Consider the following 26,322-nt stretch of genomic DNA (forward strand, 5'->3'; position numbering starts at 1 on the left):
ATGGAATCAGTACAAGCTATAAAACAACGTTTTGGCATTATTGGTAATAGCGAGACACTTAATCGTGCTATCGAAAAATCGATACAAGTAGCCCCAACAGACATCTCTGTTTTGGTTACTGGCGAAAGCGGTGTTGGTAAAGAAAGTATACCTAAAATAATTCATCAATTATCGCACAGAAAACACAATAAATATATTGCTGTAAACTGTGGTGCTATACCAGAAGGCACAATAGACAGCGAACTTTTTGGGCACGAAAAAGGCGCTTTTACCGGAGCAACATCTACCCGAAGTGGTTATTTTGAAGTTGCAGATGGTGGCACCATTTTTTTAGATGAAGTTGGAGAACTACCACTTACCACACAAGTACGCTTACTTCGTGTTTTAGAAAATGGCGAATTTATAAAAGTAGGCTCTAGTAAAGTACAAAAAACAGATGTACGTATTGTAGCTGCTACCAATGTAAATATGTTTCAAGCTATAGAGAAAGAAAAGTTTCGCGAAGATTTATATTATAGATTAAGCACCGTAGATATTAATTTACCACCGCTTAGAGAGCGCCAAGGCGATATCCATATATTATTTAGAAAATTTGCTAGCGACTTTGCTTTAAAATACAAAATGCCTACAGTAAAACTAGCAGATGCTGCGGTACAACTATTATTAAAACACAGATGGAGTGGTAATATTCGTCAACTTAGAAATGTTGCAGAGCAGGTATCTGTTTTAGAACAAAATAGAAACATTACAGCAGAAACACTTAAAAGCTACCTACCTGTTTCAGGTACAAACAACCTACCTGCAGTTATAAAAACATCTAAAAGCGAAAGTGATTTTAGTAGCGAACGCGAAATTTTATACAAAGTTCTTTTTGATATGAAAAGCGACCTAAACGACTTGAAAAAGTTAACTATGGAGCTTATGAAGAATGGTAATATTAAAGATGTTGAAAAGGATAACGAGTCGTTAATTCAAAAAATATACGGAAACAATAGTGATGATGACACAACTTATGAAGAACCCATAAAAAAAACTGATGTTTTATCTATTCCAGAACACAATACTAACCCACCAGAAATTATTTCATCTCAAGATAAATACCATTTTGCAGAAGAAATAGAAGAAGAAGAAACACTGTCGCTACACGATAAAGAACTAGAATTAATTAAAAAATCGCTTGAACGTCATGAAGGAAAGCGTAAATTAGCAGCAGCCGAGCTTGGAATTAGCGAACGCACATTATATAGAAAGATTAAGCAATACGATTTGTAATTTAAAGTTCTATTATAACATACCATTAAAAAATCAAATGAAATTATACAAACTCATTTTAGTTTTACTTATTACAACAGCACTAGTTGGTTGTGGCGCCTACTCCTTTACAGGTGCATCAATATCAGACAAAACAAAAACCTTTCAAATTAATCGTTTCGAAAACAACTCGTTATTAGTAGAACCTGGATTAGATGTCGATTTTAGAAACGCACTTATTACATTACTAGAAAACCAAACCAATTTAGGTAATGTAAATTCTAACGGAGACATTGTTTACGAAGGCGAAATAACAGAGTATAGAATATCTCCAACTACTGCAACATCTCAAAACACAGCAGCGCAAAACCGTTTAACTATTAGTGTAAAAGTACACTTTATAGATAGAAATGATGACGAAGCAGAGTTCGATCAAACGTTTTCTTTCTTTTACGATTACCCTGGTAGCACACAACTTATAGGAGGCACAAAAGACACAGCCCACGAAGAAATTTTTGAACGCATAACGCAAGATATTTTTAATGCATCTTTGGCTAAATGGTAAAATGATTAACTAAAAACACACACACTTCTAAAATTAAAACAAATTTAAATTAGTTAATGAATAATAGTGATTTTACATACATACTTAAACAGGCAGAAGCAGTAACGCCTCAACAATCAGATGCATTAAAATCTATTATTGACGAGTTTCCATATTTTCAATCTGCAAGAGCCATTTACCTTAAAGGATTAAAAAACCAAAACAGCTTTAAATACAATCAAACTTTAAAAACGACAGCTGCTTACACTACAGACCGTAGTATTTTATTCGATTTTATAACCTCCAAAGGATTTCTTCAGAATGAAATATCACAATTTATAAAACAAAACACAGAACATTTAAAAGGACTAGATGTTACAGCTGAAGACATATCTGTAGATAAAAAAGTAACTATTGATGACACTTTAAAGCAACAAATTAGAGATACAGATGGCGTTTTAGACCCTGCTCTATTTCAACCTAAAGAACATAGACCAGAAAAAGAATCTAGCACATCTATAAATAACAGCACTGCTACAACACAAGGTAATAAAACAGAAATAACAGAAGAAGTTATTAGTACAGACATACTAAATCTAGGATCACCTTTACAGTTCGACAAACAAGAAGCACACTCGTTTAACGAATGGCTTAAATTGGCTAAATTAAAACCTATACAACGCGAAAAAACAGAAGAATCGCAGCAAGAACCTATTAAAGAAAACAAATCTCTAGACCAAAAAGCACGAGAAGATAAGTTTAAATTAATAGAAGATTTTATAATAAAAAAACCAAAAATTAAACCAACAAAAGCAACAACTACTAAAGGAAATATTGCTAAAGCACAAATGATTCAACCCGAAGCCTTAATGACCGAGACTTTAGCACGAATTTATGTAGAACAAAAAAACTATAAAAAGGCAATACAATCTTATAAAATTTTAAGTTTGAAATATCCAAAAAAAAGTAGTTTCTTTGCAAACCAAATTAAAGCAGTAGAACTTTTACAAGAACAAAATAATAAAGAGTAATGAGTAATTTTATAATATTTCTAGTACTAATAGTAGTTGTAGCATTTTTGCTAATTGTAGTAATTATGGTTCAAAACCCAAAAGGTGGAGGATTATCATCTTCTTTTGGAGGTGGCGGTACTCAACAATTAGGAGGCGTTAAGAAAACAACCGACTTTTTAGATAAAAGTACATGGTACTTAGCAACATTTTTACTAGTGTTAATATTAGCATCAAACGTAGCTATAAACAGAGGTGGCGGATCTGGAGATTCTAAAGCTTATGACGAAACCGAAGCAACACAACCTTTACCGCAAGCATTACCTACTACAGATAATACTCCTGCGCAAGATACTGCTCCAACAGGAAACTAATACCACTCACAAAATATATTTAAAATGCCAACTTATAAAGTTGGCATTTTTTGTTTCTGCAAGTTTGTCAGTTAACAAGACTTGGCATAATTTTCGAACAATAACAAATCAATAAATATTAACTTAATAATTTAAAAATATAAACAAAAATGGGCTTAAACATTAAACCATTAGCAGATAGAGTTCTTATCGAACCAGCTGCTGCAGAAACTAAAACAGCATCAGGAATTATTATTCCAGATAACGCTAAAGAAAAACCACAAAAAGGAACTGTTGTTGCTGCTGGTAAAGGCACAAAAGACGAACCTATTACTGTACAAGTTGGCGATACTGTTTTATATGGTAAATATGCTGGTACAGATCTTAAATTAGAAGGTACAGATTATTTAATTATGAGAGAAAGCGACATTTTAGCTATTATTTAAACCGCTTGAAGCAACACGATTAAACGAAAAATTTATTCATTAAAACAAAAATTAAACGAACGCCTAAAGCATAGAACTTAAGGCATAAAGCATTTATTAAAATGGCAAAAGATATAAAATTTGATATTGAAGCACGCGACGGTTTAAAACGTGGTGTTGATGCATTAGCAAACGCAGTAAAAGTAACTTTAGGACCAAAAGGTCGTAATGTAATTATTAGCAAAAGTTTTGGGGCTCCACAAGTAACTAAAGATGGGGTATCTGTAGCAAAAGAAATTGAATTAGAAAACCCGTTAGAAAACATGGGTGCTCAAATGGTAAAAGAAGTTGCTTCTAAAACCAACGATTTAGCTGGAGATGGTACAACTACTGCTACAGTTTTAGCACAAGCGATTGTTAAAGAAGGATTAAAAAATGTTGCTGCTGGTGCAAACCCAATGGATTTAAAACGTGGTATCGACAAAGCTGTATTAGCTATTACTGAAGATTTAGAAAAACAATCTAAACAAGTAGGAAACTCTTCAGAAAAAATAAAACAAGTTGCTGCTATTTCTGCAAACAACGACGATACTATTGGTGAGCTAATTGCTGTTGCTTTTGGAAAAGTAGGAAAAGAAGGTGTTATTACTGTTGAAGAAGCCAAAGGTATGGAAACTTATGTAGACGTTGTTGAAGGTATGCAGTTTGACAGAGGATACTTATCGCCTTACTTTGTAACAGATCCCGATAAAATGATTGCCGATTTAGAAAATCCATACATTTTATTATTCGATAAAAAGATTTCTAACTTACAAGAAATTCTTCCAATACTAGAACCAGTTGCACAATCTGGCAGACCTTTATTAATTATTGCTGAAGATGTAGACGGACAAGCATTAGCTACATTAGTAGTTAATAAATTACGTGGCGGGCTTAAAATTGCTGCTGTAAAAGCACCTGGTTTTGGAGATAGACGTAAAGCTATGCTAGAAGATATCGCTATTTTAACTGGTGGTACTGTTATTTCTGAAGAAAGAGGTTTTACTTTAGAAAACGCAGATTTAAGTATGTTAGGTTCTGCAGAAACTGTAACTGTAGACAAAGACAATACTACCATTGTTAATGGTTCTGGCGATGCAGATAACATTAAGGCTAGAATTAATCAAATAAAAGCTCAAATAGAAACGACAACCTCAGATTACGACAAAGAAAAACTTCAAGAGCGTTTAGCTAAATTAGCTGGAGGTGTTGCTGTTCTTTATGTTGGTGCAGCTAGTGAAGTTGAAATGAAAGAAAAGAAAGATCGTGTTGATGATGCTTTACACGCAACAAGAGCAGCTGTAGAAGAAGGTATTGTTGCCGGTGGTGGTGTTGCTTTAGTAAGAGCTAAATCTGTACTAGAAAAAATATCTAATGCAAACCTAGACGAAGTAACAGGAATTCAAATTGTAGCGCGCGCTATAGAAGCCCCATTACGTACTATTGTAGATAATGCAGGTGGAGAAGGTAGTGTTGTTATCTCTAAAGTATTAGAAGGTAAAAAAGATTTTGGTTACGATGCTAAGTCTGAAGAATATGTAGATATGCTTAAAGCAGGTATAATCGATCCTAAAAAAGTAACTCGTATTGCTTTAGAAAACGCAGCATCTGTTGCAGGAATGATTCTTACTACAGAGTGTGCATTAATAAACCTTCCGGAAGCTCCAGCTGGAGGTGGCGGACATGATCATGGTCATGGTGGCATGCCTGGAATGATGTAAGAAAAAACTTATTGTATATATTAAGTATAGTTTTTAAATACACATTTTAAACAAGAGAACGCTTCAAAATCATTTTTTGGAGCGTTTTTTGTTAAAATAAATTAAGCTGTAACAAATTGTTATTCGTCTTATAATTAGCCAATAAAACAACTAAATGTACAAAAGCTCTTTTTTAAAAACTCTTATAGTCCTCTTCTTTATATTTATATACTCTACTGGACATAGCCAATCTGCACCAATAACAGGCACTGTAATTAGTCCCGACAACTTACCTATAGAACTGGCAACCGTGTCTCTTTTAAACGCAAAAGACTCGACATTAGTTAGCTACACCATAACAGACGATAAAGGCATATTCAATCTTTTTGAAATTACAAAAGACTCCCTTTTATTAAACATTTACTCTATGGGCTACAACTCTTATTACAAGGGTATAGTTTACAAAAAGGCAGCTATAGATTTAAAAACAATTAAACTAAAAGAGGATTTAAGTCAGTTAGACGAAGTAGTAATCTCGGCTGTAGTACCCATACAAGTAAAAAAAGATACTATTGCTTTTAATGCAAGCTCTTTTAAAGTAAATCCAGATGATAATATTGAAGGCTTACTAAAAAAACTTCCTGGTTTAGATATTGGCACAGACGGAAAAGTAATAGCACAAGGTAACGAGGTTACTAAAATATATGTTGATGGTAAAGAGTTTTTTAGTGGAGATCCTGCGATTGTTTTAAAAAACTTATCGGCAGATGAAATAGCAAAAGTCGAAATTATTGATAAAAACAGCGATGAAGCCGAGTTAACAGGTATAAATGATGGTAACAAACAAATTGTTATTAATCTATCATTAAAAAAAACAAAAAGGAAAAACCGTGGTTTTGGTAAACTATCTGGAGGTGTAGGGTTAGACAATCGCTATTTTAGCAACCTCAACTATAATAACTTTTCTAAAAAAACACAGATTTCTGTTATTGGAAAATTCAATAACATCAATATTACTGGATCTAACATACAAAGCTTTTTAGAAAATGCTGATGGATTAACAGACGAATCGGATGAGGAAGACAGCGAAAAACCATCAAAAAGCCTTAGCGGTTTTTTAAAAACTGGAGTTGCAGGCGTTCATTATGGTCATGAGTATCAAAAAAGAGAATCGTTTAACGCTGATTATTTTTATAACAATTCTGAAAACAATGGTGTTTCACATTCTAAACGCATCAATTTTGCTAACGTTAATAATTTTGATTATCAAGCAGAAAACACATTCTCTAACATTACCAATAATCATAATTTAAATTTCAACTACAAAAATCAATCAAACAAGAGCTATAGTCTTTTTGTAAAGGGGAAATTAAATGCAGATAAAAGAACTAGTTATCTTGGCAGAGATGGTTCTTATTTAAACAATTCTAACGAATTAGTTACTACAAACAATAACCAATTAGAAAACGAAAACGACAAAAAACTAGCAAATGTAAATATAAATTACATTAAAAGGTTGGCTAAAAAGGGGCGTAGTTTTAGTACTGGTTTCGATTTAACTAGTAGTAGCTCAGACCGCGATAACGAGCAAAGCACTTTTACATCTCGCAAATTAAACACCAACAATCCAAATTATAGAGAATTAGAAACTCTTCGAGACGAATCGTTTAGAAACAACCGTTTTAATTTCAATTTTAAATACACAGAACCTCTTGGCGGAAATTATTTTTTACGTGTAGAAACTAGTTTTCTAAAAATTGTAGGAACAGAAAACACCAATCAATCTAAAACAACAATAACCAACAACACAACCGAAGACTTTTTAAGCTATAAATACCGATATCGAGAAAATAGCTATTTTACTAAGATTTTAAACAACTATAACACACCAAAATTAAACATCTCTATAGGTACTATTTTACAAGACCTTAATCGCTATTTTGGAGAAACACATGTAAATCCTATAACTAAAAGTCAATTTTACGTAAATCCAACAGCAATAGTACAATACCGACCTAATCGAGGCAAAAAATATCGTTTTTTTTATAGAAGGTCTATTAAAAGTCCATCAATAAACCAAAGTACAACTGTTATAAACAATTTAAATCCATTTTCTATAAGACGTGGAAACCCTGAGCTAAAAACCGAAAAAACAGATTTGTTGCAATTAACTGCCAATATTTTCGAGCACAAGTCTGCAGCTACATTTTCGTCTAAAATTCAATTTTTATATACTCAAGATGCCATTATACCTAATATTAATATAGACGAAGATTTTGTTAGAACACGAAGCTACGAAAATGGAGGAAACCGAAAACGATTAAATACTACGCTTAGTTTTAGCAGAAAAATTAGTAAACTTGGACTTAGGTACACACTTAAAAACCAAAACCTATTTAGCACCACAAACTCTATTGTAAACAACATTTTAAACGATGTTACATCTCAAAACTTTTTAACTAGTTTTTCTGTAGAAAACCATAATAAAAACAACTTCGATTTTAAAACAGGTGCGTCTTTTACTATAAACGAAACAAGCTTCTCCATAATTAACGATCTTGATAGAACCTACACTAAACAAGATTATTTTAGTTCTTTTGATATTGACGTCTCTAAAAAACTAAATTTTAACACGCAGTTTGATTACTTAATTTTTTCTGATAATAAATTTGATTCTATTGACAATTTACCACTATGGAATGCTGCTGTATCATACGCCTTTTCTAAAAAGAAAAACAACGTTTTAAAACTTTTATTTATAGACTTATTAGACAAAAACGTTGATATATACAGACGAAGCACCATTAATTATTTTGAAGAAACTACAACCGAAAGCTTAGGGCGTTATGTAATTATGAGCTACACGTACAGACTAAACAACTCTAAAAAACGTAAGAGTAAAAAGGGGATTAATGGATGATTGATGTTTTTATTATTTTCAATATTAAATTCATTACATTTTATCGAAATATAAAACCTATAAAAAAACCCAAAGCTTTACACCTTGGGTTTTATATAATTAATTTTACCTAGACTTATTCATCTTTATGATCATCTTGCACAGCTTCATCTCTATATTTACAACATGGGTGCACTTTTGCATAAGCCTCATCAGATGCTGTTATAAGTTTTGTATCGTGACCCGCATTAGCTACCGTCTGACTTATAACCTTTAAATCGGTTTTTCTATCGTCGTAAATAACTTTTAGTTCGTGTGTTTTAACATCCCAATTGGCAGACTTTACGCCTTTTGATGTTAAACACGCTTTTTCAATTCTAGACTTACACATTAAACAAACACCATCTACTTCTAAAGCACCTTTGGCTACTTTGTTTTGCGAAAAGGTTGTTAGTCCGGTGAATAATAGTGTTAATAATATTAATTTTTTCATGGTTTTTGGTTTGTGCTTCCTTTAAAACGGAAACTTGTTATTAATAATTTTTATTTTTCAATTTTTCAATTTTTCAATTCTCACAATTGCTTAACATGCTATCTGTGCGAACTTGCCTAAGACCTAAGCTAAAAAGCTTAGACATGCTTAGCATAATACTCTAGTACTTCTATTTAGCGTCTTCTATTATAGCTTTTATAAACATTCTACTAATTATTCAATTTTAAACCTTAATCCTGCATAATAATTACTTCCATAAATAGGTCCATAGACAAAAGTAGAATCAAAATTCGCTCCAAAAGGATCGTTTGCACCAATAATAGGATTATCTTGTCTTACATTTGATATATTCTCTCCTCCTACATACACTTCAAACTTAGAAGAAAACACCCGTGTAATTTGCATGTTTAAAGTCCCTAATGTTGGTGTGTATTTTGATAATTGATAAGCCTCAGGACTACTAATTGTTGACGGAAAACGCTGTTTACTTAGCCAATTGTAAGTCGCATCAAATTTCCATTGCGAACTGTTGCTACTCATTTGGGTTTCGTATGACGCATTTGTAAAAAAACGGTGTTTAGGCGTTAAGGGCTTATCCAGTTTACCAGAGTTATACTGGGTTTTAACATCGTAATATTTATAAGCCATTCGCAAATCAAACCGTTCAAAAACATTATAATTAAGTTCTGCTTGAAAACTGTTAGCATAACTATCGCCATCAAGATTATAAAAATTAACTTCTAACGGGTTTTCGTAATCGACAACCACTTGGTTTTTAAAATCTGTTTTATAATAGTCTAAAGTAATATCTGCTTTTCTACCCAAAAAATTAAAACCTTGTAAATACGACAATCCATAATTCCAAGCTATTTCTGGACGTAAACCATAAACATTTCCTCCAGAGTTTAAAATATTAATAGTTCGTGAGGTTGCAAACAATTGCTGGTTTTCTGTAAAAATATTAGCACTACGTTTACCTCTACCAAAAGAAGCTCGAAAAGCCGATTTTTCCCAAGGAGTGTATCGCACATGAAATCTTGGAGTAACAAAAGTTCCTAATACATTATGGTTGTCTACACGCAAACCAGCTGTTAGGTTCAATTTTTCTAAATTATCGAAATTATACTCAAAAAAAGCACCTACAGATTTTTCTGTGCGCTCGTAATCGGCTGTATTTACAAACTCATCATAATGGTCGTAAGTATAACTTATTCCTGTTTTAATTTTATGCCTAGAATCGCTAATTATAGAATTATAAATAATATTAGAGTACAAGCTATTATGAGTAATATTGTATTGATTTAACCCAAAATAAGATTCTTGCTCATGGCTACTAAAAGCTGTTTGCAAACCAATACTTTGCCAAGGAATTTCTGGATTTACGTACCCTAATTTTGTAGACACCTGATAACGTCTTGTGTCTATTTCGCTTCCCCAAGCATTGGTTGTTAATTTATCTGTATTCGGATTAAAATCCAACTCACCCATTTGTTTTTCATCATTTAAAACCTTGAAATTAATAAAACTTACAAAGCCTTTTTGAGCATCGATATATTGCCAACGATTCATTACATTTATTTGGTTATACAATGGCATATCTAAAAAACCATCGTGGTTTACATCATGCTTTTCGTTATGTGTATTACCGTGTATATACAAACCTGTACTCCACTTATCGCTTACCTTTGTATTTATGTGAGTATTTAATTCGAACCTACCTGCCTTATTACCAAAAAGATTAACAAACAATTTATTATCGGATGCTGGCTTAACCAATTCTGCATTTATTTGCCCAGCAATACTCTCGTAACCATTAACAACACTACCTGCTCCTTTAGTAATTTGTATACTCTCCACCCATGTTCCGGGTATAAAACTTAAACCAAAAGCTTGAGATGCACCACGTATTGACGGTATATTTTCTGTAGCTATTAAAATATACGGACTATTTAAGCCCAGCATTTTTATTTGACGTGTGCCCGAAACAGCATCGGCAAAATTAACATCTATTGATGGGTTTGTTTCAAAACTCTCAGACAAATTACAACAAGCAGCCTTTAATAGCTCGTCGCTACTTACCGTAAATACATTTTGTGCCTGTAAGTACGATTTTGCTGTAGCTTGCTTTCTAGAATTAATAGTTACCGCATCTAAATTACTAGTGGCATACAAAGCATGTTTAATGTACTTTGGTGTACTTACTGTTATGGTATCGGTTTTAAACCCAACATAACTAATTACCAATTTTGTATTTTCTGGCGAGTAATTTATTTTAAACTTACCATCTATATCGGTAACAGCACCAACAGATGTGTTTAACCAATATACATTAGCTCCTGCTAAACCCATTGGCACATTATTTTCTGTAGCTTCCACTATAATTCCCGAAATTTTGTCTTGAGACAACATTAACGTTGGAAGAAACAGAAACATATATAATATTTTTTTCATTTTTATTTTAAAATATCCCTGTATACACAAGGTTTTACGCATAATAACAGTTAAACTATTATCGTGCTAATTTAATACCTGCAGCTTTTTTAGTATGATGCTATTTTAAACAAATAGGCATAAACTTTTAGCTGCTCTATAAAGTTGAGATACTCAAAATAAATAATGGAATAACATACATATTAACTTTTCTATTATTTAATATACTTAAAAAGCATTCCAGTACAAACCGAAATTAATATGTGTATAATTGTGAGTTTTATTTGAGTATTACATTTAATTTAAATGCACTTTAAATAAAGTGAATTTAAAAATGTATATTATCAAATAATAAAAACTTGGTCTAAAACCTGAATATCGGCAACCAAATTAGGTGGAGAATAATCTTTATGCGGTATAACCTGCTTAGGTAAACCCTTAAATAAATTAATGTAAGTATAAACAAATGCTGTAACAAACTCTGGTTGCAAATCAAAATCTTTAAAGGCTCCTAATTGCAATTCGTCTTGGCCTTTTACAACATCAACCTCATCTTTACAACAGCTTCGTTTTTTTATGGTTTCTTCTACGTCCATAGCACATGTATCTCCTTCAAAAAAATAAGAGACATCTATTAAAACATCGCCACAAAAATGCTTTTCAATAGTAAAAGATACTGTTGAAAACAACACTAATAGCATCATAACAATAGAAAAAGCTTTATGTAATAGTTTCTTTATCACCTTGTAAAAATACAAAAAAGGCAATAACTTATCTTATTTTATAAAATGATTAACATTTATTTTTTTAATTTATGATAATAAAAAGCGGGCAGTAATAATATTAAAATAATAGGCTGAATAAGAAAACGACGCAAATTAAAAAACAAGTAATAATCTTCTTGTCTTGGGTTAATTACAAAATACAAATACAATATAATTAGTATTAAAAAAGATAAGATATATATTAGTGCTGAAAATTTAACAATACTTTTATCTTTAAAAACAAGAAACAGTATTGCTAAAGAAATTAGGGTATTTAAAGCATAACGTAAGGTTGTAAATATGGTTAGTTTTAAAACTTCTCGCCTAGGGTTATCTATATATAAATAATCGTTTTCGAAAAAAGTTAAATACGGATCGTAGAATAATTCATGCTCGAAAAACCGGATTAAAACCAATAAAGTAAACCCTATAAAAAGCAAAATGTATTTAAGAGACTTACTCATTCTTTTTATTTAATTTAGAAAAACGATTTACCCAAAACATCCATAATAAAAAAACCATACCATAAATAATTCCTGGAAAAATAACGGTATGTAAAAACCCAGATTTATCTGGAAAATGATAAATACCTATACTTAACATAACAATACGTAATAAATTTACAACATATAGTAGCACACCTCCCGAAAGCACGAAAAGCACCGTGTCTTTTAATTGACCAGAAAAGGCTATTACAAAAGATACAAAAAGAATAATAACACTAATGGAGTTACAACCTTCTATTACTCTTGCTAAATATTGTCCATTTACTATTAATTTTATAGATGGCTCGTTTGGGTGTGGCAATATTGCTGTGTTATACCCAAAGGTGTTTAACAACGTCTCGCTTTGTATTGCTACCAAATGTGTAAAATAATCTGGATAGAATTTTAAGCCATGGGAAAACTGTAAATAAAACTTATACGTTACAGACAACAAGATATAAACCACTAAAAAAGTAGCTATAAATTTTATTACCGATTTGTATTTTACAATTAAAGTTTTCAGAATGTTAAATTTATTAAAAATAGAATATCGAAGTTACAGCTTTTTAAATACTTTTGCCTAAAATTTAAAGCAATGATTTTCGAAATATTAAAACCTAAGGTAGAACATATAATAGCTAGCACAGAAAAAACGGTAGACGAGCGCCTTCTAAACATTTGCGAATTACTTGAAGAACATTTAGACTATTATAATTGGGTTGGTTTCTATTTTAGAAACGGAAATAAAGAAGAATTGCTTTTAGGTCCTTATGTTGGCGCTCCTACAGACCATACTGTTATTCCTTTTGGAAAAGGTATTTGCGGACAAGTTGCTGTAAGTAACCAGAATTTTGTTGTGCCAGATGTTGCTGCTCAAGACAATTATATTGCTTGTAGCATTACGGTAAAGGCAGAAATTGTGGTTCCGGTTTTTGTTAATGGAGAAAATATTGGACAAATAGACATAGACTCTAACACACCAGACCCTTTTACTGAAGCTGACGAGCGCTTTTTAGAGTTTGTTTGCAGCCAGGTTGCTAGCATGCTTTAACAGTATTTATGCAAACACTATTTTTGCAGATATACACCCGCGTTAAGGATTGAGGCATTTGTTGAAGCTCTTTTTTGTTTTTCTCAAAAAAAGCGACTGCCGAAAGCCTGACCTTTTGCGCTCCTGCATGGTTTCTTTTTAACCTTGCAGGAGCGCAAAAGGTAACGCTCAAATTATTTTTACGCTGTGTTTTTGTAGTATTTTAATTTTTAATGTTAACAAATTGTGTTTTTAGTTAAAAACTCACTTTCTTTTTCGGGTATTCTTAGCTATTTTTTTTAAAGGAAATAAGTACTTTTGCATTTTATAAAAAACTAGACTTTAAAATAACTTGAATTTCATGGTATTATAAGCATGGAATTTTGAACAACACAACAGCAATGAGCAACGAAAAAACAATTAAATCGGCATTAATATCTGTTTTTAGTAAAGACGGTTTAGAGCCTATAGTTAAAGAATTAGACAAACAAGGCGTAACTATTTACTCTACTGGAGGTACCGAAAAATTTATTAACGATTTAGGAATAAATGTTGTTCCGGTAGAAGATGTAACGTCTTACCCTTCTATACTTGGTGGTCGTGTAAAAACATTACACCCTAAAGTTTTTGGAGGTATTTTAAATAGACAAAACCATGATGGCGATGTTGCCGAATTAGCAGAATACGAAATTCCGCAAATTGATGTGGTTATTGTTGATTTATATCCGTTTGAAAAAACTGTAGCTTCTGGTGCTGCAGAGCAAGATATTATCGAGAAAATTGATATAGGTGGTATTTCTTTAATTAGAGCAGCTGCTAAGAATTATGCAGATGTTATTTGTGTATCTTCTGTTGATGATTATGCTGAGTTTTTAGATGTAATATCTGCCAATAAAGGGTCTATTTCTCAAGAAGACAGAAAACGTTTTGCTGGAAAGGCTTTTAATGTTTCGTCTCATTACGATACTGCTATTTTTAATTATTTTAATCAAAATCATGATGAAGCTGCTTTAAAAATTAGCGAAACTAAAGGTAAGGTTTTACGCTACGGAGAAAACCCACACCAAAAAGGTTTTTTCTTTGGAAATTTTGATGAGTTATTTACTAAACTTCATGGTAAAGAATTAAGTTACAATAACCTTTTGGATGTTGATGCTGCTGTAAACTTAATGCTAGAATTTAAAAACGATGCACCAACATTTGCCATTTTAAAACACAATAATGCTTGCGGTTTGGCGCAACGCGATAATTTACATCAAGCCTATATTGATGCCTTAGCAGGAGATCCTGTATCTGCCTTTGGTGGTGTTTTAATTAGTAATAAAGAAATAGATTTAGCTACCGCTGAAGAAATACACAAACTATTCTGTGAAGTGGTTATTGCTCCTGCTTTTGCTGCAGATGCCTTAGAGATTTTAAAAGGTAAAAAGAATAGAATTTTATTAGAAATTCATGATATTGAAATGCCAAAAATGAACGTAAGAAGCTGTTTAAATGGTGTTTTATTACAAGACAGAAATAATATTACAGATAAAGCTGAAGATTTAAAAACGGTTACTAATACTGCGCCAACTACTGCTGATGTTGAGGACTTAATATTTGCTTCTAAAATTTGTAAGCATACAAAATCGAACACTATTGTACTTGTAAAAGGCAAACAATTATGTGCTAGTGGAACAGGACAGACTAGTCGTGTTGATGCTTTACAACAGGCGATACATAAAGCAGAATCTTTTAACTTTAACTTAAAAGGAGCTGCTATGGCTAGTGATGCATTTTTTCCTTTTCCAGATTGTGTAGAAATTGCAAATAAAGCGGGTATTACATCTGTAATACAGCCAGGCGGTTCTATAAAAGACCAATTAAGCATTGATTATTGTAACGATAATAATGTTGCTATGGTTATGACGGGAACACGCCATTTTAAACATTAAAATAAAGTTTAAACTCTTGTAAAATTGAGGGTAAACAAAAACATATTAAAATTTAAAAAGAGCACCAAAAGGTGCTCTTTTTTTTTAACCTGAATACAGTAATAATCCTCTCAAAAAAAATCCCTTAGTTTTTAAGTTTACTACATATAAAATCTCTTGGTTAAAAAATCAAAAAAGAAAAAATATAATCCCTTAGCATTCTTTTTTGATTGAAAAAAATAGCGCATTACAATACTGTTAACGCAAACAAACGGTAAAGAAGTACTGACAACTGTAAAATAACAGCCAACATTATAAAACATATAAAATAATCTGATTTTTTTCTTTTAGCTACCTGCATCCCTTTTTTGTTTTTTCGTTTAAGTGCCATATTTAAAATATATACACCAAGTAAATTGGTACATTTTATTTATAATGTAAAACTACATGCAAAGGCAGTGCCAAATTAAAAAAATGGCATAAGGCAGGTATTTTTTGGTATAAGACAGAAAAAATTAAAACGATGCATAAATTATAATCGTTTTAAGCAAAAAAAAAGAGCTTTATTTAAGTGTTGGTATGGTTTTTAAAATACTTTTATAAGTATCGCTAAGTAATGCTTTATGGTTACCAGAAAGCACAATAAGGTTATCTGCAGGTACAATTTCTACAATTTTTGCTGTATTTACAATGTAGTTTCTATGCGTTCTAGAAAACACAGATTGATCTAACAATTTTAAAATTTTTGTTAACGATATTAGTATAACAAATTTTTCTTTTTCGGTAATTATATTACAATATTTCTCTTCTACCTCAATAAAGATAATTTGAGATAGCTGTACCTTTTTTAAAGATTTTCCTTTTTTAATAAATAAGTAGTCTTTACTAACAACAGTATTTTCTTGATCTCCTAAAAAAGTATCTGGTTGCTCGTAAAATTTCTCTAAAGCCATTTCTAAGGCATAAAGAATTTCTAACTCATTAAAGGGTTTCATTAAATAACTAAAAGGTTGAGTTAGCTTAGCGCGCTCAAAAATTTTGCGATCTGTAGAACTGGTTAAAAACACAAAAGGCTTAGAGCCATTTGGATTTAAACTAATGGTTTCTGCAAAAGAAATACCATCGGCATTTCCATTTAAAAAAATATCTATAATAATAATGTCTATAAGCTGGTTGTAAAAGAAATTTAAACCATCTTTAAACGTTGTAGCAACAGCAACGACATTATAATTATTGGCTTCTAGTACTTTTATCAACCTATTACTTTCTGCAGGAGTATCTTCTATAATAAGAACATTAACCTTATCCATTTAATGTTGTTTTTGGTAAAGATACAATCATTTTTGTACCTTTTCCTAATTCGCTTTCTATAGCTAATTTTCCGTTATTCTTTTGTATTAACGATTTGCATAACTGCAACCCTAAACCTGTACCAATAATATCTTTGTTTTCTTTTTTAGACACTATTATAGTATTTTCTAGAAGACTATTTTGGGTGTTTTTACTCATGCCCAAACCCGAATCTTCGATAACTAAATCGCAAAAATTATCTGTAGTATATGTTGTGTAAATCTTTATCTTTCCGTTAGGTTTAGAAAACTTTATAGCATTGTCTAGTAGGTTTCTTAATATAATTTTTAACGATTCTTGATCTACTAAAACAATATCTTTTTTTAACACTTTATTATTAAAATCTATAGACTTGTCTAGCATAAGTGGTTTGTAATTATATGCCATTTGCTCTACTATAAAAAACAAGCGCAAAGCTTCAATTTCGAAATAAGATTGTTTTGTTTGCAATAATGCCCAATGCAACAAATTATCCAACAGACTATACGCACTATTTACAATGGCACTGTTATTTTGAAGCAAACCATCTAGAGCCTCTAAATTCTTTTCTTCTAAATTATCTAACAACTTAGTATTACTGCTTTTTAGTGCGTTAACCGAAGAACGTAAATCATGACTAATAATAGAAAACAATTTATCTTTTGTTGCATTTAACTCGTCTAAACCTTCTTTTTGAGCCATTATAATTTTATTCGATTTTATTTTCTCATTATAAAAATAAAAAGTCACCCCCAATAAAATTAATAAGGTTAATGCAGAATACAACAAGCCATTTCGCTCAATTATTTTTGCTTTGTTTTCTATTTTAAGCAAACTCACTTCTTTTTGCTTTTGTTTAACAGCAAACAGCTTTTCTAACTTTGCTACTTCATAAATTTTATTTTGGTCGTTTAAAGAATCGTGCCATTTTTCGTATTCTTTTCTGTATTGTAGTGCTTTTTTAAAATCTTTACGATTCTCTTCTACCACCGCCATATTTAAAGATGCATTATTTCTTTTTTTAAAATCATTAGTGCTCTTAGACAATAAATACGCTTTTTCGAAATAAGGAATAGCCAGATTATCTTTATACTGTTCGTAATAAAAATTTGCTAGATTTCCGTAAGCTGCAATTATCCCTAAGGTATCTTTTGCTTTTTCTTGATAATGCATAAAATCGAGCAAATATGGTTCTGCTTTATCGAACGCTTTTAAATGTAAATAACAAACACCCAAATTTTGCAAAACATCTCCTTTATTTAAATAAATATATTGACTATCTGGAAGATTTATTATACTATTTAAATACGAGATAGCAACTTCAAATTTATTTTCTTCTAACGCTACTTGGGCTAAACGAAAGGTTACTAAATTACTAAACTTAAAATTGGACGATATTGTCTTATATTCCTTTTTTGCTTCTTTTAACAATAACTTTTGCTTAAAACTATACCCTCTTAAATAATGATTATAATCTTTTAATTTATTTTGGTTTTTATCTAAATTTCTATGTCTTGCTGTATAAACCAATACAGAATCCCATTCTTTATTTAAAAAAAACATACCTGCTTTATAAAAAAAAGAACTCGATTTATTTAAATCTAATTTTTCTTTAATGGCTATACTAAATGCATCTAGTTTCTCCTGTTTTTGAGCTATTAGTTGGTTACAAAAAAATATTACAACTATGCATAACTTAATTTTATAAAAACTTTTTTTGTGAAATTTCATAAAGACAAATAAATAAAAAAAATAACTACAAGCAATTACCTGTAGTTATTAAAATACTTTTATTTAAAAACAGATTTATCCACCCGTAATATCTGTAACCGTTCCTCTGGAAGAAACCGGATCTTCATCCCATAAATACGATTCAATTTTATTAATCGCATTGGTTGGGTTATCAATATTAAAGGAAATAGTATAAGGATATAATGCCAAAGGCACTTCTTCCTCATAATTATAAACTACATAAACATCTTGAATACCTCCTACTTTTAAAGAATTTGCTGTATAGATATCTAAACTTGTTAAATTATCGGCTGCATCAATATAAATTGTCGCTGTAACAGCAATTAAATTATTGCTTTGTATTGCTGTTACATTATCTGGAGGTAACGGTGTAACCGTTGTTTGTGTAGATGGAGATATTAAGGCTCCTTTGTTTAAATTAGTAACTGTTGTTAATTTGGTTGTGTTTGGTGGCAATTCAACTTCTGTAGAAATCATAATATATTAAATTTAGGGTTAAGTTCTTATTTATTTTAACAATTAGCTTAATTTAAAACTGTAATTGTTCCGCCAGAAGCCATAGACTCTTTTCCCCAAAGAAACGTTTGTATTTGCACTAAATCTTTAGGTGGGTTTTTAACAATAAAATCTATTCTATAAGCATCAAAAGTTTGATTACTTTTTTCTAGAGCATCATAAACTATAAAAAAATTTAACTGAGTTTTATCAGAGTTTAAAATAATAGATTCTTGGTTTACTGCAGATAATTGAGGTGATTCGCACGAAGCCAAATAAACAACTGCGCTAATTTGCAAGTCGCCTGTTATACCAAAACTAGCTTGAACAAGCGGAGAGAACGGTTTGATACTTGTTGAATTAAACGCAAAATTAATTTGAGCTTCTAGTTTTCTAATTTTTAAATTACTTTGAGCTAGAGGTTGACCAGGTGGGTTGGATACACTTAAAGTTGTAACTTCCATTTTGTGAGAGATTATAATTAATATTATATTTTTTGATAAAAGAGATTCAAATATACTATAAATTCGATAAAAAGCAAATTAATCAGATAAAAAACACTAAATATTGAATTTCACTGTTATAAATTGATAGTTCTTTACCAAAAAAAAGTTACTTTTTATGAAGCAATATGAGCAATAAAAATTATTTTGTTAACTTACAATAATAAACATCCCTTTTTTTCTTTAGATTTATTACTTTTACTGCGTTTCAATAATAACTTCATTAATCACTCTTAATACATGGGCTTTTTTGATTTCTTAACCGAAGAAATTGCAATAGATTTAGGTACTGCAAACACACTTATTATTCATAACGACAAGGTTGTTGTTGATGCGCCATCTATTGTGGCTCGCGACAGAATATCTGGAAAAATAATAGCTGTTGGTCAAGAAGCTAGTTTAATGCAAGGTAAAACGCATGAAAACATAAAAACTATTCGCCCCTTAAAAGATGGTGTAATTGCAGATTTTGATGCTTCGGAGCAAATGATTAGTATGTTTATTAAAAACATACCAGCTTTAAAAAAGAAATTTTTCACCCCAGCTTTACGCATGGTAGTTTGTATTCCATCTGGAATTACAGAGGTAGAAATGCGTGCGGTAAAAGAATCTTGCGAACGTGTTAATGGTAAAGAGGTATACTTAATTCACGAGCCTATGGCTGCAGCTATTGGTATTGGTGTAGATATTATGCAACCTAAAGGAAATATGGTTGTAGATATAGGTGGCGGTACTACAGAAATTGCTGTTATTGCTCTAGGTGGTATTGTTTGCGACAAATCTGTTAAAATTGCAGGTGATGTATTTACAAACGATATTGTTTATTACATGCGTACACAACACAATTTATATGTTGGAGAACGTACTGCTGAAAAAATAAAAATACAAATTGGTGCTGCTACTGAAGATTTAGAGCTACCACCAGAAGATATGAGTGTACAAGGTAGAGATTTATTAACAGGAAAACCGAAACAAGTTTCTATTTCTTATAGAGAAATTGCAAAAGCTTTAGATAAATCTATTTTACGTATTGAAGATGCAGTAATGGAAACTCTATCTCAAACTCCTCCAGAATTAGCTGCCGATATTTATAATACGGGTATTTATTTAGCTGGTGGTGGTTCTATGCTTCGCGGACTAGACAAACGTTTATCGCAAAAAACAGATTTACCTGTTTATATTGCAGAAGATCCTTTAAGAGCTGTAGTTCGTGGTACAGGTATTACACTTAAAAATTTACCTAAATACAAAAGTGTATTGATAAAATAAAAAGCATTAAAATAGGTTTTACCCCATGCAGCAGATTATAAATTTTATAATACGAAACAAATTGTTTTTGTTGTTTCTATTGCTGTTTTCTATATCTCTTATTTTTACAATTCAATCGCATTCTTACCATAAGAGTAAGTTTATAAATTCTGCGAATTTTTTATCTGGAGGTCTATACAACACAATTAATAATACAAGCCAATATTTAAATTTAAAGTCTCAAAATAAACTTTTAGTAGAAGAAAATAACACTTTAAAATCTATACTTTACAATAGCGAAACTGCAATAGATTCTGTTATTTTAGATTCTACAACTGCAAAAACTTATAAATTTAGCACAGCCAATATTATAAAAAACAGCTACTCTGGCACAGATAACATTTTACTTTTAAACAAAGGTAAAAACGATAGTATTAAACAAGATTTTGGTGTGGTTACCACAAAAGGTATTGTAGGTATAATAGATCGTGTAAGCAGCAACTATGCTACTGTTATTTCTATTCTAAATACCACAAATAAAATTAGCGCACAGTTAAAAAAAACAAATCATTTTGGATCTTTGGTCTGGAATGGTAACTCACCTAATATTATACAATTAATAGACGTAGAAAAAATAGCACCCGTAGCAAAAGGAGACACTATAATAACTTCTGGAAGATCGTCTATTTTTCCTAAAGGCATTCCTATAGGTACTATAAAAGATTTTGAATTAGATGCTGCCGAAAATTATTACGAAATAAACATTGCTTTATTTAACGACATGACTAACATAGAGCATGTTTATATTATAGAGAATAGAGATATTCTAGAAATTAACAATTTACTAAACGAAAATAATGAATAAGGTAATATCTATACATACCATTCGCTTTTTCGTACTTATACTTGCCCAAGTTTTAATATGCAACCATATAAATTTTATGGGTAATATAAACCCCTATGTTTATATTTTATTTGTTGCCTTTTACCCTGTTCAAAACAACCGCTTATTGTTTCTCTTTTTTAGTTTCTTGTTAGGTATATCAATCGATATGCTTGCAGATAGTGGAGGTATTCATGCTGCATCTATATTAACCATTGCTTATGCACGCCCAATTTTTTTAAAGTTTGCTTTTGGATCTATGTATCATAATATAAAATTTGATTCAACAGAATTAGGTTCAAAAATAACATATATAGCACTGCTTACTATTCTGCATCACTTTATATTTTTCTCTTTAGAAGTTTTTAGTATTTCTAAAACAATTTTAGTGCTTCAAAAGACGTTATTCTCAAGTATATTTACTATTTTATTGTGTGTCATATTATCTATTATTTTTAGCAGAAACACGAAGTAAATAAAAATGTCATTTATTGATAGATTCTTTAATAATTTTTAAAAAATTATTTGACCTTTGCATCCTATTAAAATATAATTAACTTGAGACAAATCTTACTATTTCTTACCATTATACTTACTGGGTTTTTGTTTTTAGCAAGACTCTTTTATCTTCAAGTATACTCATCCGATACTTATAGCATAGAAAACGACAATGCTATAAGAAAAGTATACGATTATCCTAAACGAGGTTTTGTTTACGACAGGAATGGTAAATTATTAGTAGCCAATCAGCCTTCTTACGATGTTATGGTTATACCTCGCGAAGTAGAACCTTTAGACACATTAGAGTTTTGTGCCCTTTTAAAAATTGATAAAGAAAAATTTATAAAAACCTACAATAAAGCTAAGCATTATTCCCCAAGGCTATCTTCTGTTTTCCAATCTCATATTTCTAAAGAAGATTATGCTGTTTTACAAGAAAAAATGCGAAAATTTAGAGGGTTTTATATTCAAAAAAGATCTTTAAGAAAATACGAGACTACAATAGGCGCTAATGTTTTAGGCGATATTGGAGAAGTAAATAATGCTGTTATTAATAGAGACTCCTATTACAAAATGGGAGATTTAATAGGTTTACAAGGTGTCGAAGCATCTTACGAAGAAATTTTAAGAGGAGCTAAAGGTATTAAACACATTCAAAAAGATAGATTTAACAGAAATATTGGTCCGTATAAAAACGGTAAATTCGATACCATTCCAGAACAAGGAAAAGACATTACAATAACCATAGACTCTAAATTACAAGCCTATGGCGAATTATTAATGCGTAATAAAAGAGGAGGTATTATAGCTATAGAACCTAGCTCTGGAGAAATACTATCCATGGTTTCTGCGCCTTCATACAACCCCAACCTTTTAGTTGGTAGAGAGCGTTCTAAAAACTTTACTAAACTTTATTACGATACCATAGCAAAACCACTATTCGACCGTGGTTTAAAAGCACAATATGCTCCAGGGTCTCCTTTTAAAGTATTAAACGCCCTAGTTGCTTTACAAGAAAATGTTGTAACAACAGAAGATAAGTTTAAATGTAGAATGGGGTATTATTTAGGTAGCAAAAAACTAACTGGTTGTCACCACCATAAAAGTCCGTTAAGTATGAACGAGGGTATTGCTCAATCTTGCAATGCCTACTTTGCTAATGTATACCGACGCATTATTGAAAAATATGACAAACCAGCTGACGGAATGGATGCTTGGAGCAAGCATATAAAAAGTTTTGGACTAGGAAATTATCTGGGCTACGATTTAAAAATTGGTAACAAAGGAAGAATTCCTGATGGTGCTTTTTATGACAGATGGTATGGTAAAAACAGGTGGGCTGCAACCTACAATATATCTAACGCCATAGGCCAAGGAGAAGTAGAGGCAACACCCATACAACTCGCAAACATGGTTGCAGCTATTGGCAATCGTGGATACTTTTATACCCCACACATTATTAAACATATTGAAGGAGACACAATAAACTCTAATTACACAACACCTAAATACACCACTATAGACAAACAACATTTTGAACCTGCTGTACAAGGTATGTTTGATGTTTACAATAAAGGAACTGCAGTTGCTTTAAAAGTAAAGGGTATAGATATTTGCGGAAAAACAGGTACCGCAGAAAACTTTATGAAAATTGATGGTAAAAAACAACAATTAACAGACCACTCTATTTTTGTTGCTTTTGCGCCCAAAGACAATCCGAAAATAGCTATAGCTGTTTTTGTGGAAAACGGATATTGGGGAAGCCGATTTGCAGGTAAAATTGCAAGTTTAATGATAGAAAAATACATCAATAACACCATTACAAGAACAGATTTAGAAGAATGGATTTTAAAGCATAGTTTAGAAAACGAATATAAAAAACCATATCTAGACCAACCTCTTAAAATAAACGGAAATACAACCTTACAAATTATAGAAGAACAAGAGTATTATCAATTAAAAAAGGCGCTTAAAAAAATAAACGCCATTTCAAGTTAATGATTAGAAACAGCAACAAACATTTTAAATTCGACTGGATTACTATTACCCTTTTTCTATTATTAACAGGTTTTGGCTGGTTAAATATATTATCGGCTTCACACTCTGGCAACGTAATAGAATATCTAGATTTTTCGCAACCCTACGGTAAACAACTCATGTTTATATTTTTAACCTTTGGGTTAATTATTTTATTGCTAGCCATAGAGTCTAAGTTTTACGAGCGGTTTTCTAGTCTAATTTACATAGTCTCCATGCTGTCGCTTGTAGGCCTCTTTATTTTTGGTAAAAATGTAAATGGAGCCACCTCTTGGTATGGCATTGGAGGCATGACATTGCAGCCCAGTGAATTTGCCAAAGCAGCCACCGCACTTGCTGTTGCTAAGTATGTAAGTGATTTAAATACTGATATTAAAAATTTTAAAGATCAACTTAAAACATTTGTAATAATAATTACACCTGCCTTATTAGTTTTATTACAAAACGATACAGGTAGTACCATTGTTTATGCTGCTTTTTTCTTTGTACTTTACCGAGAAGGTTTACCTAAAGTATATTTAACACTTGGCCTTGCTGCCACATTAATAGCTGTTTTATCTTTAAAATTTGGTGCTATTATTACTAGTGTTATAGCCTCGTTAATTATTGCTACTTTTCATTTTTTAAGCAGAAAAAAGCCACCAATAATACAATCTATTTTAGCATTAATAGTATGTATTGTTATATCTGTTAGTATTAAATTTTTCTATCAAAATATTTTACAACCACACCAACAAGACAGAATAAGTTTGTGGTTGCGTCTAGAAAAAGACCCAGTAAAACTTAAACAAATGAAAAAAACTTTTGCCTACAACCTTAATGAATCTGAAAAAGCTATTAGTTCTGGAGGTGTTACAGGTAAAGGGTTTATGGAAGGAACAAGAACTACGGGTAAGTTTGTACCAGAACAACATACAGATTATATATTTAGTACAGTGGGCGAAGAATGGGGATTTATAGGTACCTCGTTTGTTGTTATTGTATTTATTTTATTATTACTACGCATTTTACATTTAGCCGAGTTACAAAAATCTCAATTTAGTCGCGTTTATGGCTATGGAGTAGCAGCCATTATTTTTATGCACTTTTTAATTAATATAGGCATGGTTATGGGTTTAATTCCAACTATAGGAATACCGCTACCTTTATTTAGCTACGGTGGTTCTGGGCTTTGGGCATTTACCATATTAATATTTATATTTATAAAACTAGACTCTAATAGGATTAACGAATGGTAACAAAAATTAGCATTAACAACATGTATTAAAATGATAAAGAACTTCTTTATAGTTATAACATTTTTATTTATACTTGGCTGCTCTGGATCTAAAAACTTAAAAGCCTCTTTATTTACTTCGCAAGAAAGCGCTTTAATAATGAATGCAGATAGCTTAAAACCTATGCGTATTTATAAAATTAACAACAAAAAAGATTCCCTTTTACTTCGCTCTAAAAGCAATTACATAAATCCTGATGCTAATAATATTGAGCTTAATCATTTTATAAAACGCCTTTATGCTACAGTAAGAGATAGCATGTCTATGGGCGTAGGCATTGCAGCTCCACAAGTTGGCATATTAAAAAATATTATTTGGGTACAACGTTTTGATAAAGACCTTTTTCCTTTTGAAGTCTATTTAAATCCTAAAATAACATCGTATTCAGATAAAAAGCAAACGGTAAAAGAAGGTTGTTTATCTATACCCAATAGAAGCGACACCTTAAACAGTAGACATTTTAAAATTACCATTTCCTACGATACCTTGACGTCCAGACAGAAAACGGAAACGATTGAAGGTTTTACTGCTGTAATATTTCAACACGAAATAGATCATTTAAATGGTATTCTTTATCTAGATCATCTAAAAAAAGATATATCAGACACCAAATAAACACTATCTTTTACTTTTTAATTTCTAGTTTTTCTGCAAAATAATCGCAAAAATCTTTCATTGTAGCTGTCATTTTTTCGTCTTGAGTCGCTCTTTTAAAAGTATCACTCATAGCTACAAGTGTTTGATGAAAAAACACCTTCATTTCATCAACAGGCATGTCTTTTGTCCATAAATCTATTCTTAACGATTCTTGAGTCTTAGAGTCCCAAACAGACAACATCATCGCTTTAGCCTCTTCATTTGTTATACCGCCATCTTGCGCAGTCCAACTTAACTTCTCTGGCACTCGATTTTCATCAAGTTCAACATTTAGTTCTATTTTAGATGTTATTTTATTAGCCAT

The 26,322-nt window shown here is 31.2% G+C and carries 25 protein-coding genes; 15 read left to right on the plus strand and 10 right to left on the minus strand.

The annotated features are described in order from the left end of the window. The 7 genes from ABD715_RS11360 to ABD715_RS11390 all read left to right on the plus strand — a co-directional run bounded on the left by ABD715_RS11360 (position 1) and on the right by ABD715_RS11390 (position 8,242). Positions 1 to 1,272 (plus strand): sigma-54 interaction domain-containing protein, encoded by a 1,272-nt coding sequence (locus tag ABD715_RS11360; protein ID WP_344788351.1) that lies wholly within the window; start codon positions 1 to 3, stop codon positions 1,270 to 1,272. Positions 1,273 to 1,309: 37 nt separating this feature from the next. Continuing rightward, positions 1,310 to 1,816: an LptE family protein gene (locus ABD715_RS11365; RefSeq protein WP_344788352.1), complete on the plus strand. Its 507-nt coding sequence runs from the start codon at positions 1,310 to 1,312 to the stop codon at positions 1,814 to 1,816. Positions 1,817 to 1,872: 56 nt separating this feature from the next. Further along, positions 1,873 to 2,826 carry a hypothetical protein gene (locus ABD715_RS11370; RefSeq protein ID WP_344788353.1) on the plus strand — a complete coding sequence of 318 codons (954 nt, stop codon included), beginning with the start codon at positions 1,873 to 1,875 and terminating at the stop codon, positions 2,824 to 2,826. Then, entirely contained in the window at positions 2,826 to 3,179 is a 354-nt protein-coding gene (secG, locus tag ABD715_RS11375) for a preprotein translocase subunit SecG (protein ID WP_344788354.1), read from the plus strand. Before ABD715_RS11370 ends, secG begins: the two co-directional genes overlap by 1 nt. 149 nt (positions 3,180 to 3,328) lie before the next feature. Continuing rightward, entirely contained in the window at positions 3,329 to 3,604 is a 276-nt protein-coding gene (locus ABD715_RS11380) for a co-chaperone GroES (protein WP_344788355.1), read from the plus strand. A gap of 101 nt (positions 3,605 to 3,705) precedes the next feature. After that, on the plus strand, positions 3,706 to 5,343 hold the full coding sequence (groL, locus tag ABD715_RS11385; RefSeq protein WP_344788356.1) for a chaperonin GroEL: 1,638 nt from the start codon (positions 3,706 to 3,708) through the stop codon (positions 5,341 to 5,343). A gap of 154 nt (positions 5,344 to 5,497) precedes the next feature. Beyond that, positions 5,498 to 8,242 carry an outer membrane beta-barrel protein gene (locus ABD715_RS11390; RefSeq protein ID WP_344788357.1) on the plus strand — a complete coding sequence of 915 codons (2,745 nt, stop codon included), beginning with the start codon at positions 5,498 to 5,500 and terminating at the stop codon, positions 8,240 to 8,242. Between the two features lie 115 nt (positions 8,243 to 8,357). Here the strand turns inward: ABD715_RS11390 and ABD715_RS11395 are convergent, their stop codons facing one another. The 5 genes from ABD715_RS11395 to xrtF form a co-directional block, all read right to left on the minus strand. Then, positions 8,358 to 8,714, minus strand: coding sequence for a heavy-metal-associated domain-containing protein (locus tag ABD715_RS11395; protein WP_344788358.1), 357 nt, complete (start codon positions 8,712 to 8,714; stop codon positions 8,358 to 8,360). Positions 8,715 to 8,927: 213 nt separating this feature from the next. After that, positions 8,928 to 11,165: a TonB-dependent receptor gene (locus ABD715_RS11400; RefSeq protein ID WP_344788359.1), complete on the minus strand. Its 2,238-nt coding sequence runs from the start codon at positions 11,163 to 11,165 to the stop codon at positions 8,928 to 8,930. Positions 11,166 to 11,488: 323 nt separating this feature from the next. Continuing rightward, positions 11,489 to 11,887 (minus strand): HYC_CC_PP family protein, encoded by a 399-nt coding sequence (locus ABD715_RS11405; protein ID WP_425567967.1) that lies wholly within the window; start codon positions 11,885 to 11,887, stop codon positions 11,489 to 11,491. A 56-nt stretch (positions 11,888 to 11,943) separates the two neighbouring features. Continuing rightward, positions 11,944 to 12,372 (minus strand): exosortase F system-associated membrane protein, encoded by a 429-nt coding sequence (locus ABD715_RS11410; RefSeq protein ID WP_344788362.1) that lies wholly within the window; start codon positions 12,370 to 12,372, stop codon positions 11,944 to 11,946. Next, complete coding sequence (gene xrtF / locus ABD715_RS11415) at positions 12,365 to 12,916, minus strand: exosortase family protein XrtF (RefSeq protein WP_425567972.1); 552 nt, start codon at positions 12,914 to 12,916, stop codon at positions 12,365 to 12,367. The genes ABD715_RS11410 and xrtF overlap by 8 nt, the downstream gene beginning before the upstream one ends. Before the next feature lie 72 nt (positions 12,917 to 12,988). Between xrtF and ABD715_RS11420 the strand changes: the two genes are divergently transcribed. Both ABD715_RS11420 and purH read left to right on the plus strand, forming a co-directional pair. Next, positions 12,989 to 13,444 carry a GAF domain-containing protein gene (locus ABD715_RS11420; RefSeq protein ID WP_344788363.1) on the plus strand — a complete coding sequence of 152 codons (456 nt, stop codon included), beginning with the start codon at positions 12,989 to 12,991 and terminating at the stop codon, positions 13,442 to 13,444. A 380-nt stretch (positions 13,445 to 13,824) separates the two neighbouring features. Continuing rightward, a complete protein-coding gene (gene purH / locus ABD715_RS11425; RefSeq protein ID WP_344788364.1) occupies positions 13,825 to 15,357 on the plus strand; it encodes a bifunctional phosphoribosylaminoimidazolecarboxamide formyltransferase/IMP cyclohydrolase in 1,533 nt (510 codons plus the stop codon). Between the two features lie 542 nt (positions 15,358 to 15,899). On the opposite strand, the gene ABD715_RS11430 is transcribed toward purH, so the two are convergent. The 4 genes from ABD715_RS11430 to ABD715_RS11445 form a co-directional block, all read right to left on the minus strand. After that, positions 15,900 to 16,646, minus strand: coding sequence for a LytR/AlgR family response regulator transcription factor (locus ABD715_RS11430; protein WP_344788365.1), 747 nt, complete (start codon positions 16,644 to 16,646; stop codon positions 15,900 to 15,902). Continuing rightward, positions 16,639 to 18,396, minus strand: a complete 1,758-nt coding sequence (locus ABD715_RS11435) for an ATP-binding protein (RefSeq protein WP_344788366.1) — start codon at positions 18,394 to 18,396, stop codon at positions 16,639 to 16,641. The genes ABD715_RS11430 and ABD715_RS11435 overlap by 8 nt, the downstream gene beginning before the upstream one ends. A gap of 75 nt (positions 18,397 to 18,471) precedes the next feature. Next, complete coding sequence (locus tag ABD715_RS11440; RefSeq protein ID WP_344788367.1) at positions 18,472 to 18,894, minus strand: hypothetical protein; 423 nt, start codon at positions 18,892 to 18,894, stop codon at positions 18,472 to 18,474. A 47-nt stretch (positions 18,895 to 18,941) separates the two neighbouring features. Beyond that, complete coding sequence (locus tag ABD715_RS11445; RefSeq protein WP_344788368.1) at positions 18,942 to 19,376, minus strand: hypothetical protein; 435 nt, start codon at positions 19,374 to 19,376, stop codon at positions 18,942 to 18,944. A gap of 279 nt (positions 19,377 to 19,655) precedes the next feature. On the opposite strand from ABD715_RS11445, the gene ABD715_RS11450 reads away from it, so the two are divergent. From ABD715_RS11450 to def, 6 genes are all read left to right on the plus strand, one after another. Further along, positions 19,656 to 20,684, plus strand: coding sequence for a rod shape-determining protein (locus tag ABD715_RS11450; protein WP_344788369.1), 1,029 nt, complete (start codon positions 19,656 to 19,658; stop codon positions 20,682 to 20,684). Positions 20,685 to 20,709: 25 nt separating this feature from the next. After that, positions 20,710 to 21,528 carry a rod shape-determining protein MreC gene (gene mreC / locus ABD715_RS11455; RefSeq protein WP_344788370.1) on the plus strand — a complete coding sequence of 273 codons (819 nt, stop codon included), beginning with the start codon at positions 20,710 to 20,712 and terminating at the stop codon, positions 21,526 to 21,528. Next, entirely contained in the window at positions 21,521 to 22,021 is a 501-nt protein-coding gene (locus ABD715_RS11460) for a rod shape-determining protein MreD (protein WP_344788371.1), read from the plus strand. The genes mreC and ABD715_RS11460 overlap by 8 nt, the downstream gene beginning before the upstream one ends. Positions 22,022 to 22,104: 83 nt before the next feature. Next, on the plus strand, positions 22,105 to 24,045 hold the full coding sequence (locus ABD715_RS11465) for a peptidoglycan D,D-transpeptidase FtsI family protein (RefSeq protein ID WP_344788372.1): 1,941 nt from the start codon (positions 22,105 to 22,107) through the stop codon (positions 24,043 to 24,045). After that, a complete protein-coding gene (rodA, locus tag ABD715_RS11470) occupies positions 24,045 to 25,322 on the plus strand; it encodes a rod shape-determining protein RodA (RefSeq protein WP_344788373.1) in 1,278 nt (425 codons plus the stop codon). Before ABD715_RS11465 ends, rodA begins: the two co-directional genes overlap by 1 nt. Positions 25,323 to 25,352: 30 nt before the next feature. Then, entirely contained in the window at positions 25,353 to 25,976 is a 624-nt protein-coding gene (def, locus tag ABD715_RS11475; RefSeq protein ID WP_344788374.1) for a peptide deformylase, read from the plus strand. A 10-nt stretch (positions 25,977 to 25,986) separates the two neighbouring features. Here the strand turns inward: def and gldC are convergent, their stop codons facing one another. Beyond that, on the minus strand, positions 25,987 to 26,322 hold the full coding sequence (gene gldC / locus ABD715_RS11480) for a gliding motility protein GldC (protein ID WP_344788375.1): 336 nt from the start codon (positions 26,320 to 26,322) through the stop codon (positions 25,987 to 25,989).

This window comes from Postechiella marina (assembly GCF_039538365.1).
In the GTDB taxonomy this organism is placed as follows: domain Bacteria; phylum Bacteroidota; class Bacteroidia; order Flavobacteriales; family Flavobacteriaceae; genus Postechiella; species Postechiella marina.